We start from the raw sequence: 13210 nt of genomic DNA on the forward strand, positions 1-13210 counted from the left end.
ATCAAATATATTTTAAAGATTTATAGATATAAATAATTTATTATTATTCAATACATTTACCCTAAAGCTAACGCCTATACATGAGCTTTTGATTTAAAGATTTTTAATAAAAAGATAGACTGTTGGGCAAATAATAACATATGCAATAAGGCGTAGAAATCATGGTAAAAAGTTATCAATTTGATGAATATAAAAGATTTTATTTTCCAGGAAATTATGAAGAGAGTATTTCATTTTCTTTACTCACATGGTTAGAACAAGCGCATGCTGCTATTCAAGAAAGAGGCTTTTTTGCAGTAGCTTTATCTGGAGGAAAAACACCTTTAGCATTGTTTAGATTACTAAAAGATCTAACTGAACAAGAAAGACCAGATCCAACAAAAATTCTTTTATTTTGGAGTGATGAGCGTGGTGTAGAACCAACTAGTCCAGATAGCAATTATCATAATGCTTTAGAAATTGGTGGATTAAAATCTTTAGGAATATTACCCCAACATATTTTTCGTATGAAAGCTGAAAAAGACCTTCAAGCCAATGTAGAAGCTTATGAAGAACTTATTCATGAATGGGTTCCAGATGGAGTTTTTGATCTTGTTATGTTAGGTATGGGTGATGATGGTCATACAGCTTCACTATTTCCTGGGTCTTCTCTTTTAAAAGCTAAAACTGATGTTGCTGGTGGATACATTGGTCCAGTCCAAGGTAATAGAATGACATTAACATTCCCATGTATTAACTGTGCTTTTGCTGTTACCATCTATATTTTTGGAAAAGAAAAAGGTAAAGCTTTATCTAAGGTTTTGCAGTCTATTGATGAAAGACAATATCCTATTTTAGGTATAGGTACAGCCCAAACACCTGCTAACTGGATTATAGATGATGAAGCTGCATCTGAAATTGAGCATCTTATTTCTGTTGAACACATTGTATCTGATGAAGATATGATGCCTGAGGAAGATCTTTTATCTGATGAAGATTAAAAATCTTCTCTATGAAGGCGAGCTTCGAATAAGTTCTTAAAAAATGCTCGCCTTTTTATAAAGAAAAATAATATTTATTATTACTTATAAACCATTAGGATAGATATATCTAAATAAAAGTGAACAAGGTGATAATTTACCATCCTTTAAGCGTTTAAAACTATCTATCAAATTACCATTTTCCATTAAAAAAATCTGATCTGGCTGTATAGAAGCGAATGACATATCATGACTAGAAATAACAATAGTTAAGCCCTGTTTTTTTAAATTTTTAATAAGATCCATAAATACTCCAACAGAACTAGGATCAAGTGCTGATGTAGGCTCATCAAAGAGTAAAACACAAGCTCCTAATGATAACGCTCTAGCAATAGCCACGCGCTGCTTTTGACCACCTGATAATGTATCAGGAAAACGATCAGCATATTTTTCCATGTGCAATAAACGTAAAACTTCTAAAGTTTTTTCTTCTGCTTCTTTCAAAGATTTTTTTAAAACAATTCTTTGAGGCTGAATACAATTTTTTTTAACAGACATATGTGAAAATAAGTCAAAAGTTTGAGATACTAATCCTATGCGTGCGCTACTTGGGTGCTTCAACACATTCCCTGTAGATGGTTGATTAAGACCTGATAATGTTCTAAGTAAAGAAGTTTTTCCTGATCCACTTTTTCCAAAAAATAAAGATAACGTGCCTTTTTCAATACATAGAGAGATATCATTTAAAATATTGTGTCCATTTAAATGGAGACAGATGTTTTGAAGAGAGATGCTCATAATGCTTATTCTATTAATTTAAAAAATTTCTCAAAAAGATAATGAATTCAAGAATCAAAAACATCTTTTTTTTTATTAATCTATATGAATCTCTATATAATACACTTCTTATAAGATGTGACTAATTCAAAAAAATAATCAATTCTACACCTATCAGACAAAAAATCTTTTTAGATTTTTTTTCAAAAAAGGTACGTATTTATTTTATTATCTATGCACCTAACCTTAAAAGAATTTCTTCCCTTCTCTGTTGATGCATGATGCATTATAAGCACTTTTCTAACTTTTTTCACCTTAATATAAAAGAGATTATTTTTTATTCTGAATTAAAAAATAATTTAACAAAGGTATATTTCATGAATAAAATTACAAAAAAAGTGTTTTTTGAGGCTCTTATTTGTTTGGGTCTTTTGTTCACTCCTAAACACTTAAAAGCAGATCTTCCTGCCAACTTAGCCATTACTCCTACAACATCTTTTTCTGATGTTTTAAAAGAAAAAGGAGAAAATGTACTGATAGGAGTAGTTTGCGCTGATCCCAGAGAAATTGGAGATTTAAATTTATTTTTTTCTGAAATTAATTCTGTAGTCGTTAAGGGTGGAAGAGAATACTACATGGGAAAAGTAGGAAATATTTCTACTGTTTTTGTAATGAGTAGCTGGGGACAAAGTGCTGCCTCAGGTGTAGCAGTACAACTAATTAATGATTTTCATCCTGATGCCATTATCCTTGCTGGTACAGCTGGAGCATTATCTTCAAAATTAACTTTAGGAGACCTATGCGTAGGGACCTCATTTTCTCAATACGACGTAGAAATGGGTTATAAGAATAAAGGCTTAGACAACTCTGCTACTCCCCCAGTATATCCATCTGATCCTTTATTATTAAAAATATTAAACGATGCTGGTAGTATTTTCTTAAATAATTATGACTTATCTGTACAAGCCTTTGTTCAAGATTTTGGAATTTATGATTCTATTATGGTTAAAGGACCAATTACATCTGGAGATAAACAAATTGGCACAAGAACTGAAGCTGAGGAATTAACGAGAAACACCTCTGCTTACTGCGTAGACATGGAAACAGGTGCTATGGCAAAAATTTGTTATGAATACGCTGTACCATTTGGTTGTATTCGCATTATTTCTGACCAATGTGACTCTAAAGGATTTAACTATTCTCATAGTTTTTTAGTTTCTGAATTAGCAGGAGCTATGCTGAGAGAGATTCTTTTTGAATTTTATTTTTACTTAGAAAATAATATAGCAGCTAATTCTCTATAATAATAATATTAATGAAATGGTGATTAACAATGTTTGTTTCTCTATTTGGTAATGATAAACAAACAACTCTTTTAATTAAAAAAACACTTTTCTGCAAACAAACATTATTAACTATATCTATAATAGCCGGCATTTGCTCGGCTATTTTTCTTATTTTAGCCTGTTGCCTTCCTAACCCCATTATTACTGGATCATTATCTTGTATTTATTGTATTACCTCTATTACTAGCTTAATTATTTTATGTATCATCAAAAGAAAGACAATCGTTAACACCAATGATCTAATCCCCTCTAAAAAAGACATCGTAGAAAAAAAACCTTCTGTAATCTCTATAAAGTCTCTTACTGAAAGCTTTCTTCGTGATGATGAAATGACAACAGTTGTAGCCTCTTCTCCTTTTTCTCTACACTCTGTTTCTTTTTCCTTATCTACACCTTTTTCATTTTTTTCACCGCCATGCAAAAATTACTGAGTTCATTAGAAATAAATCCTAATCAAGAAGCATCTCCTCTTGATAATTTAGATAAAAATCAAATTAATGGAATAAATATATAAATAACTCCCTGTGTTTAATGAAGAAGTCCAGGGCATATCTTGGAAACAAAATAATGATTTACTAAATTTTCCTGATTATTTATTACAAACGAGATTCCCTATTGTAAAAGAAGTTGAAGATCATACACGCGTAAAATATGGCCCAAGACTCAATAATGATGTTATCGATTTTCTTAGTTGAATAATTACTAATCTGTCATAAAAAAATATTTTTATTCTATGTCAGGTACTTGAGTTAAACGTTCTTAAAATGAATTTATTATTTGGTAATTCTACTTATTGTAATCCAGAATAGCGAGAAGCAGCAAGAACTGCTTTTTGCTCGCAATAGAAGCAAATGCTAAAGCATTAATAACTCATTATTAAGAAAAATCATTGTTAATGATCCAATCTATTTATTTTTCACACATAAATTATGTGATTAAAAAAAGATTTTTAATTGATATTATTACAAAATATATTTATAATAATAACTTTTATTCTTAATTTTATATTGTTATATGGCTATTCAAATACTTCCTGGTGCTAGCAATCTCAGCGTTATAAATGATAATCTGCTTTTAAAACCTCCTATTAAGAACAATAAATGCTCTTGTGAGTGGGCTTGTCATTTAGCTGCACCTATTCTAGTAGGCTTATTAGGATTAGCGTTAGTTATCATGGGAATAATAATGGCTAACCCTATTGTAGGAGTACTAGCTACATTAATTGTTGGTTTTTCTTTTCTTCTAGGATATATGGCTGTACGACGTATGTCTGTAGAGCAACTCTTAAGACAGGCTAAAATATCTTTAAAACTATCTCAAGAAAATGAACAAAAAATGGAACACAATCTTCTTGCAATGAATGAAGTAAATACAGAGCTACAAACAATAAATGTTAATCTTCAGATTACTGAAAAATCACTCAAAGAAGAATTAAATGTTTTAAAGACAACAAATCAGAACTTACAACAAACAAAAAAAGACCTTCATCTAAATGTTGATCGACTAGAAGAACGAAATAATGATTTAGAAGAAAAAATTGTTAAATTAAAAGAAATTAACGAAACATTAAACACAACAACCTCTTCTTTAAAAGCCCATGTTTTAGATTTAGAAAGCACTTGTTTGAATATGAAATCCACTGAAGAGAATTTAAAAGAAATTAATAATCAATTAAAAGAAAAAATTACTTCTTTACACAATGAATTAAATACATTACACGCTATACATCAATCTTTTGAATCAGGCTTTAACAGTCAAATGCATTCCTTTGAAGGGCTTAATTTTTCTCTTCAAAGTATAGAGCAATTATTATCAAAAGATGAAAAAGAAATACGTCAAAGAGGTGCTGAATTAAACAACCTTGTTAAGTCATTAACTTTTATAGATACGTCATTAAGCTCTTCATCAAAAACATTTACAAATCAGCAACAATCTCTAAAAGAAGCCATAAATAGCTTACAAAGTTTTCTTAAAATGATTGAACAATGGTGTAGTGATAGTGTTCGATCAACAGAAAGAGAAATGTGCAACATGCTTAAACAGCAAAAAGATGATCTTCAAAAAGAATTACTCATACTAAGAAAAGAAAATCTTTCCTTAAACAATTCTTCATCAGAATTAAAAGGGTGTATTCAAGTGCAAACAAGACTTTTAATAAAAAATGAGGAACAAATCGAACGCTTAACTCTTCTTTTAACACACTTTGAAAAATTACAATCTTCTTTAACTAGTAGAACAGAAAGTTCTATTGGGCATAATAAAGAAATACTAGAAATACTTTGCTCATTACGTGAAAGTTTTGAAGAATATAAATCTAAAAAACTTCAAGAAAGTTTAGTTTAAATATAAATAATCTACTTTAGAAAAAAATAATTAAAAAGAAAATCTTTAGATTTATTCAGCATAAAAAATGAAAAGTTAATGCTGCAGAAAATGTCAAAATATGGGGGTGGCTGGATTTGAACCAACGTATCCCTGAGGAGTCGGATTTACAGTCCGATGCAATTGACCACTATGCGACACCCCCATAAAGACAAAAAAACATCTGCCGGAGAAAGGACTTGAACCCTCAACCGTCCGATTACAAGTCGGGCGCTCTACCAATTGAGCTACTCCGGCAGAAACAATCAGTCTTTATAACAAAAGCAAACTTTTATACTCAAGATAGATTATCATTCTTTGAGATATTTTCTTTATTTTCTATGTTATCGACTCTAAAATCTATAGATGTTGGAACAAATTCTGGCTCTTCTTCTTTTACATCTTGCATTTTTTGAAAGCTATGTTGAAATAACCCTGAAGATTCATTATTAGGCATCAATGTTTCATTTGCTTTTTGATTGCTAGATTTAATACGATTTTTATTTTGTGCTTCTTCTACTTGTTGTTGAATTTGAGAAGAGAAATTTTGAAATACCTTTAAAGACCGTTCTAATCCAGATGACGCTAGCTGTGCTGTAAACTTTAGCTTTCCATCATGCCCATATTTTGCAGGCTGCTGTTCTTGTTGTTTTTTTAAAAGACAGCATTGCTTATACTTTTTTCCAGAACCGCAAGGACATGGATCATTTCTGTTAGTTTTTTCTTTCATGGCCATATAACAAGTCGGATTTGTTGCAACCGCCCTCCAAGAGAGCGATTTTACTAACAATTATGCTTTAAGTCAATTATCAAAAAAAAATGACTTTTTTTTATAACTAACAAACGTCTATGAATCACATTGAGTTACCTTCTGCTAAACCTCCATGGTCACGTCATGGCAAACGTATAGAGAGCATGATTAGAAAGGCTCTTTATGAATTTGATATGATTAAAGATGCTAATAAAATAGCTATTGCTTTAAGTGGTGGTAAAGATAGTCTCTCTTTACTTTTTTTCTTAAAGACAATCCTTGGACGTGGCACCCCTAATTGTGATCTTATAGCTATTCATATAGATGGCAAACAATCTTGTGGATCTGGGATAAATAAAAATTTTTTAAAAAATATCTGTAACAACTTAGATGTGCCTTTTTTTGCAGAAACTTCTACTTATGATCCTGAAAAACTTGAATGTTATGGATGCTCTAGAGATAGACGTCGATTAATTTTTTCTGCAGCAAGGCGAGAAGGCGCTAATGTTGTTGCCTTTGGGCATCATCGAGATGACAGCGCTCAAACCTTACTCATGAATCTTTTCCATAAAGGCGAATTTGCTGGATTATTACCTAATTTAGCACTAGCAGATTATGGAGTCAGAATTATTCGCCCGCTTATTTATGTATCAGAAAATGAAGTAAAAAAATTTGCTAAAGAACATGGGTTCCTTAGAACTACCTGCCAATGTCCTGTCTTTTCTATAAGAAAACGTACAGATATGTTGCTATCAGACTTATCTGTTGTTTTTCCACATGTAAGAAAAAATGTTGCTTCTGCTGGATTGATATATGGATCTAGAAAAGGTGAACGTGGTTATTATCAAAAAGAAACTTCTAAAGAAACAACCTAGGCTAGTAATTTTTTTTTTACTTAATAAAGATGATAAAGAATAATATCATCCTATTTAATAGGTCTTTTGGGCCTGACTTTACAAGATTACTTTGCAGATAGAAATTGAATAAGACAAAATTTTATCTAACTAATTTCTGGGGTCTTACATCTTCATGCATTATTTTACACTAAATTATTTCAACCCTTCTGTAGCAGATACAGCTCCATATTTTAACATCCAAGAAACTCCAGAAATATTAAACAGTCAAAAACTTCATGCTTTAAACAAAATTGTCCAAAAAATTCTTCGTAATCAACTAATATGTATGACTGTTCCTTCAACTTTTTTACTAGATCAATCACTCCATAATAATACTATCCATATCCTAAAGACAGCGCTTTTTCCTATATTAAAGTTATTAAAATCCTCTTTTCTACCTACTAATGATTTAGCTATCATTCAAGAAATGGAATACTCAATTCAACTAGCTCATTTTAAACACAATATAACGCTCTTTGAGCAACCCTTCCCTTTGGTTGTAGATGATCCATATGTTATGAATAACCCCTCCACAACAAATGCACTTCAACCTAAACAAAGCCTGTCTACAGAAAATTTACCTCTTTTGCAAGAGCAACTATCTGTATTGCAAATTCCAGATCAAAAAATATCTCTGGCATACTCTCTGCCTGTTATTAATATTTTAAGTAGAAGCAATAGGTTTACCATAGAAAATCAAACTATCATAAATATTACACCCTATCTTTATCATCTCTACCAAGGAATTCAATTTGTTTTAGAAGAAAAAATTTACTACAAAAATCCTAAGCAGATCTCTTATTTAACCCATCATCTACACCATCAATCACTTATTAGGCTATTAGAGTTGCTTCAGGAGCAAGAAGCCCTTATTATCCTTCCTTCTGATCCTACAGATCGCCTTAACATAAAAGAAAAATATACTAATCTTGTAAACGATATTTGCGCTAGCTTGGATGATGAAGAAATTTTAAAATTTATTAATAAAAACGCTCTAAAAATTAATCAAGAAATCAAGGATTCCATACTAATCTTAGAGCCAAATAATCTTACTGATTATAAAAAAATATTTAACAAACCTACCACCCTTCATATATTTTCTATCCAGATATATGAAAGCAAAAAAAATATTCAATACTCTTTAAGTTATATCACTAAAAAAAATTCCCGCAAGGACCGACTGTTAAACGCATTACAACTTCTTTTGATTAAAACTTTATCGAATGCTAAAACTTTGTTAAATGAACCATTCTCTCGAGTGTTGTCCTGCCCTATTTTTAATAAAAAAACAGTCCTTAATAATATTAATTCTAAAAATGAATATTTAAAAGAAATTTATATAGGATTGAAAGAAAATTATTTTTATTATAATTTATATTTTCCTGAAATATACAAAACTTTAACAAAAAAAGACTTATCTCTTGAGCTACAAGAGATAATACGTTCCATTGAAATAACAGCAAATAATCTCACATTATCATTACCAACTGTTTTAGATGATGGCTCCCTAGGCAAGTTACATCAAAAAAATCTTTCAGATAAATTAAAGATACCTAGAAAAAAAATAACCACGCATCAGACAAAAAATACTACTTTACCTGGATTTTCTATCAAGTTAGCAAAATCACAACGCTCTGATGATCCTACTAAAAAAACATTAACTTATATTTTAACTTATTCTTTACATAAGTACTATCCATATAAGAAACGTGGAAATTTTTATCTATTTAAAATGATAAAAAAATTAAATGAAGATACTAAAATTTTATGCGCATTGAACAATGATGATAATCTTGATCTACGCTTTAGAACCCCTTATACGCACAAAAGTCAAAAACTTACTAAAGAAAAGATGCTTTTACTTTTATACGAAGGAATATCAGATAGCATTTATTTTACAAACACTTATTACCCAAAGCTTTTTCCTTCAAAAAATTTAACCCTTTTACAATTGAACTTAAATGACGCTTTGCAAGAAGTAACTAATGCTATTAAACCTCACCCTCTACCTAAGGTCACAAATTCTATACTAGAAGAAATATTTAAAAAAAATATAAATTTTAATTAGTTAAAAAACATTAAAAACAGAAGGACTTTTTTCTAATTCGATAGTTGAATCACCTTTTTTAGAAACAACAATGCTTACCATAGATAATCTTAATGAACATGCAATTTCATCGTTTCAATAAAGCAATCCTAGAAGAAGCTTTAACTAATTTCTCTGTTAAGCACTCCTTTTCTATAATCATTAACAATTTATATTAGAAAAAACAACAGCTAATAATATTATTTTCTCACTAAGTGACTTTCATCATAAAAATGCTGATGCATCTATATCTTTATATAGCCACTTCCTAAAAATCATTTCACAATCACTCAATAAAAAAATGTCTTTGCTATGCTTATTATCGAATAAAGAAATGCATCTTACTATTCAATATACTTAATTCAAAAAAATTCTCCTTCTCTATTTCAAATATTACAAAAGAAGGATGAGGTAACTCTACAGCACCATTAACTTTACATACAGGTATTGTCTATAACGATAGTTATCAAGTTTTAACTATTTCTAGATTTAAAAAAATTAATAACAAAGATTAAGTCTTTTTTTTAAATTTTCATACTCTATCATTTCAGAATATTTTAAATTAATAATTGATGTATAAAAAAAACATAAACGATACTATAGCACAAATTTTTGATTTTCAAATATTTTTTTATGCCTTATTTTACTTTAGATTGTCCTATATCTTTATCAACAAATGCCAATTCTTATTTTACTGTTAAAGAAATAAATGAACCCATTAATTTAGACAAAATTATTTCTTTAAATAATTTATCCCTTTTTATCATAAAAAATCGTCTTCAATGCAAAAGCATCCCTTTTCAATTCTATTTAAAAAAAGATTTCAAGAAAAATAGTTTATCAATTATTAAAAGTGTAATTTCATCAATATTATCACAAGTATATGAATCAAATTCAATTCAACAAAATAATTTTGCCATAAAACAATTGCAAGACACAGTAGATCAATGTGATAAGCAAGAAGAATGGATTAAAGATATTAATATAGCTGTTGAAGTAGATAAATCAAAAAAACGACCTGGTTCTCCACTAATATCTAATGATAACAGTAATAGTAAGCAAAAAAAAATATCCTCCACTCCTTTTAATAATATTGAGCCTTCGTCCTTAGAACAAATAGCGCCACCATTTCTTTGGTATCATCTTCCTATAATTAAAATAATAGAAGAAAAACATCGCTTTATTTTAGAAAATAAAAATATTAATCATCTTATGGATTATTTCAGAGAATTGTATTCTAAAATTGATTTTGTTCTAACTAACAACATATATATTCTTTATTATAATCAAGTAGATGGATTAAATCTTACTGATAATGAATTACATATTCGTTCATTAAAAGAATTATTAAGTTTATTAATTCAACAAAAATCTCTTCTTTCCATAGTTGCTTGTGATCAAGAAAAATTAAAATTATCAAAAAAACATTATGATCTCATAACAACCATCAATAAAGCTCTTTCCCATTCTAACCTGAGCGTTACTTTAACTGAATATCTAACTACTTTACCTAATGCTATGCCAAGCGTTGTACCTCAAAAATCTTCATTCTGCAACATGGAGTCCATCAATATTTCACCTGAATCATCTATTGCTATAACTGCACAAAAACCAACTATTCATCCCCAAATAATCCCTTTTAACATCACTGCTTCTGATACATCCTTTTCATCTTCATCTCCTACTACTTTACTCGCAACTCAAACAACATACCTTGATGATTTTTTAAAATCATATGAATACCTAACAAATACATCACTTCCATATGAAATTCCATCCACCTCTAAATCAAACGTTTTTCAACCAGCACATTCTTCCTATGACATGAAATCAACAAGTACTCTACCCACATCTTCTATTGTATCCCCTATATCTCAAATATTGTGCCTTGATGATTTTTTAGAATCATATGACTATACAACTGCTAATACATCCTTTTCATCCTCATCTAATTCTACACCAAACGTTGCACTGCAAGAAACTTCATTCCACAACATGGAATCCATCAATACTTCACCTCAACCAACAAATACAGCACCTTATCCTTCTGAAGAACAACAAAATTTACATTTTCCTTTAGATTTTTCAGCCTCTACAATGAACAAAAGAGCCATTGATTTACAAAAATCTGCACCTATACTTGAACCAAAAAATACAAACCTCTATTATTATGAAGACGATAGCGCATTAAATCCTTATCAAAACATAACACCTCCAAGCACAAATACTACTCTTAACAGTTTAGAACCCTCTGAAAATATGCCTCAAGAAACAAATGCAGCTCTTCTTACTTCCCAACAAGATAGTGAGTTAAATCCTTACCCCAATATAAACACTATAAGCACAAATACTACTCTTAGCAGTTTAGAACCCTCTAAAAATATGCCTCAAGAAACAAATGCAGCTCTTCTTACTTCCCAACAAGATAGTGAGTTAAATCCTTACTCCAATATAAACACTATAAGCACAAATTTTCTTCCTTTTGCAGAAGATTGGGAGTTAAATCCTTACTCCAATATAACCAGTATAAGCACAAATTTTCTTCCTTTTGCAGAAGATTGGGAGTTAAATACTTACTCCAATATAACCAGTATAAGCACCAATCTTCTTCCTTCTGAAGAAGATTGGGAGTTAAATCCTTACTCCAATATAACCAGTATAAGCAAAAATCTTCTTCCTTCTGAAGAAGATTGGGAGTTAGATCCTCACTCCAATATAACCACTACAAGCACAGATACTACTATTAGCCATTTAGAACCTTCTGAAAATATACCTAAACCAACAAATGCTGATATTATTAATTCTAAAGAAGACAGTGATTTAAATCCTTACTCCAATATAACCACTACAAGCACAGATACTACTATTAGCCATTTAGAACCCTCTGAAAATATACCTAAACCAACAAATGCTGATATTATTAATTCTAAAGAAGACAGTGATTTAAATCCTCACTCCAACATAACCACTACAAGCACAGATACTACTATTAGCTATTTAGAAACCCATGTACATAAATCTCAAGTTAAAAAAAAACCAATTCCTGCTAAAAGGAAAAAAAGGTGCTTAAAAAGGCCTGCTGATCTAATGTACACAAGTACAAATAATAGCCCTCGTAGATTAAGAAGCTCTAAAGAAACAAAAAAAACAACTCTTCCTCAAGAAAAAGATTTGCATTTAAATCCCTCTTTTAACCTTTCAACCTCTACAATTGTAAACAAGAGACTTTCTAAATTAAGAAATTTTATTACCAACTCCAAAGCAAAAAAAACAACAACTTTTCATCAAGAAAAAGACTTGCATTTAAATCCCTCTATTGAACTTTCAACCTCTACAATTGTAAACAGTAGCTCGTTTAGTATAAAAACATCTAGAATACCTTTATTTATCATTGAATTAACTAGTGAAGAACACATTCCTCAAATTTATACTTTTAGTTATATTTTAAAAAATAAAGAAATAAACGACTATATGTCTTATTTTTACGCCCGTAAATCCATTTTTAAAACTGTAGAAATAGTAAAATTTTTATGCAATATCAAAGATGTAGAAAACATGCCAGTTATGGAATATCTAGAGCCATTTACAAAAAAATCTCAACGCATTCTGAAACCAGAAATGCTAAAAATTTTACATGAAGCTTTTCATGAAATGCTTTTTTTTCTTCCATTACAATACCCAAATTTACTTTTTCCACCTTTCATTGGTAGTCCAAAGCAAGCTATTGAAGAAGTTATTTCGCTTATTACTAAACAACTAGATGGATATATACCATTAAAATCAAGCCCACATATACTTGAAAAAATATTAAAAGAAGCTGACGATAATTTATCAAAAAAAATATGATAACGCATTAACTGTATTTTTTATTTAAATTAATAATTAACAAAATCTTATTATGACTTATTTTACATTAGATTATCTGAGCACATCCGAATCAAAAAATTCTTCTGCTTTTATTATTAAAGAAGTATCTCATCCACTAAATTTTTTAAAAATTCAAAAACTAACTTCTCTAATTAACCATATTTTAG

At 29.7% G+C, this 13210-nt stretch carries 10 protein-coding genes and 2 tRNA genes; 8 read left to right on the forward strand and 4 right to left on the reverse strand.

Features of this window, described 5'->3' with window-relative positions:
• Positions 1-161: 161 nt before the first annotated feature.
• Positions 162-980 carry a 6-phosphogluconolactonase gene (gene pgl / locus CLAVI_RS05155; protein WP_194844531.1) on the forward strand — a complete coding sequence of 273 codons (819 nt, stop codon included), beginning with the start codon at positions 162-164 and terminating at the stop codon, positions 978-980.
• Positions 981-1064: 84 nt separating this feature from the next.
• Here pgl and CLAVI_RS05160 read toward each other — a convergent pair whose 3' ends face one another.
• Entirely contained in the window at positions 1065-1757 is a 693-nt protein-coding gene (locus tag CLAVI_RS05160) for an ATP-binding cassette domain-containing protein (RefSeq protein ID WP_194844532.1), read from the reverse strand.
• 356 nt (positions 1758-2113) lie between these two features.
• On the opposite strand from CLAVI_RS05160, the gene CLAVI_RS05165 reads away from it, so the two are divergent.
• The 4 genes from CLAVI_RS05165 to CLAVI_RS05180 all read left to right on the forward strand — a co-directional run bounded on the left by CLAVI_RS05165 (position 2114) and on the right by CLAVI_RS05180 (position 5425).
• The gene (locus tag CLAVI_RS05165; protein WP_194844533.1) at positions 2114-3040 is read left to right on the forward strand and encodes a 5'-methylthioadenosine/S-adenosylhomocysteine nucleosidase; all 927 of its coding nucleotides are present in this window, start codon (positions 2114-2116) and stop codon (positions 3038-3040) included.
• A 29-nt stretch (positions 3041-3069) separates the two neighbouring features.
• Entirely contained in the window at positions 3070-3513 is a 444-nt protein-coding gene (locus tag CLAVI_RS05170; RefSeq protein ID WP_194844534.1) for a hypothetical protein, read from the forward strand.
• Between the two features lie 93 nt (positions 3514-3606).
• Positions 3607-3777: a hypothetical protein gene (locus CLAVI_RS05175; protein WP_194844535.1), complete on the forward strand. Its 171-nt coding sequence runs from the start codon at positions 3607-3609 to the stop codon at positions 3775-3777.
• Between the two features lie 319 nt (positions 3778-4096).
• On the forward strand, positions 4097-5425 hold the full coding sequence (locus CLAVI_RS05180; protein ID WP_194844536.1) for a coiled-coil domain-containing protein: 1329 nt from the start codon (positions 4097-4099) through the stop codon (positions 5423-5425).
• 101 nt (positions 5426-5526) lie between these two features.
• Here CLAVI_RS05180 and CLAVI_RS05185 read toward each other — a convergent pair.
• The 3 genes from CLAVI_RS05185 to CLAVI_RS05625 all read right to left on the reverse strand — a co-directional run bounded on the left by CLAVI_RS05185 (position 5527) and on the right by CLAVI_RS05625 (position 6173).
• A tRNA-Tyr gene (locus tag CLAVI_RS05185) sits at positions 5527-5609 on the reverse strand.
• A gap of 19 nt (positions 5610-5628) precedes the next feature.
• Positions 5629-5701 (reverse strand) — tRNA-Thr (locus CLAVI_RS05190).
• A 40-nt stretch (positions 5702-5741) separates the two neighbouring features.
• Positions 5742-6173 carry a YecA family protein gene (locus tag CLAVI_RS05625; RefSeq protein ID WP_323744737.1) on the reverse strand — a complete coding sequence of 144 codons (432 nt, stop codon included), beginning with the start codon at positions 6171-6173 and terminating at the stop codon, positions 5742-5744.
• Between the two features lie 119 nt (positions 6174-6292).
• On the opposite strand from CLAVI_RS05625, the gene CLAVI_RS05200 reads away from it, so the two are divergent.
• From CLAVI_RS05200 to CLAVI_RS05210, 3 genes are all read left to right on the forward strand, one after another.
• Positions 6293-7069 carry a tRNA 2-thiocytidine biosynthesis TtcA family protein gene (locus tag CLAVI_RS05200; protein WP_194844537.1) on the forward strand — a complete coding sequence of 259 codons (777 nt, stop codon included), beginning with the start codon at positions 6293-6295 and terminating at the stop codon, positions 7067-7069.
• A 154-nt stretch (positions 7070-7223) separates the two neighbouring features.
• Entirely contained in the window at positions 7224-9158 is a 1935-nt protein-coding gene (locus CLAVI_RS05205; protein WP_194844538.1) for a hypothetical protein, read from the forward strand.
• 651 nt (positions 9159-9809) lie between these two features.
• On the forward strand, positions 9810-13022 hold the full coding sequence (locus CLAVI_RS05210) for a hypothetical protein (protein ID WP_194844539.1): 3213 nt from the start codon (positions 9810-9812) through the stop codon (positions 13020-13022).
• Positions 13023-13210 lie beyond the last annotated feature (188 nt).

The organism is Candidatus Clavichlamydia salmonicola (assembly GCF_015356765.1).
In the GTDB taxonomy this organism is placed as follows: Bacteria; Chlamydiota; Chlamydiia; order Chlamydiales; family Chlamydiaceae; genus Clavichlamydia; species Clavichlamydia salmonicola.

Coding starts and splice junctions, on each gene's coding strand:
- CLAVI_RS05165 (WP_194844533.1), top strand. CDS start 2,114: ATGAATAAAATTACAAAAAAAGTGTTTTTTGAGGCTCTTATTTGTTTG.
- CLAVI_RS05625 (WP_323744737.1), bottom strand. CDS start 6,173: ATGAAAGAAAAAACTAACAGAAATGATCCATGTCCTTGCGGTTCTGGA.
- CLAVI_RS05200 (WP_194844537.1), top strand. CDS start 6,293: ATGAATCACATTGAGTTACCTTCTGCTAAACCTCCATGGTCACGTCAT.
- CLAVI_RS05205 (WP_194844538.1), top strand. CDS start 7,224: ATGCATTATTTTACACTAAATTATTTCAACCCTTCTGTAGCAGATACA.
- pgl (WP_194844531.1), top strand. CDS start 162: ATGGTAAAAAGTTATCAATTTGATGAATATAAAAGATTTTATTTTCCA.
- CLAVI_RS05210 (WP_194844539.1), top strand. CDS start 9,810: ATGCCTTATTTTACTTTAGATTGTCCTATATCTTTATCAACAAATGCC.
- CLAVI_RS05180 (WP_194844536.1), top strand. CDS start 4,097: ATGGCTATTCAAATACTTCCTGGTGCTAGCAATCTCAGCGTTATAAAT.
- CLAVI_RS05170 (WP_194844534.1), top strand. CDS start 3,070: ATGTTTGTTTCTCTATTTGGTAATGATAAACAAACAACTCTTTTAATT.
- CLAVI_RS05160 (WP_194844532.1), bottom strand. CDS start 1,757: ATGAGCATCTCTCTTCAAAACATCTGTCTCCATTTAAATGGACACAAT.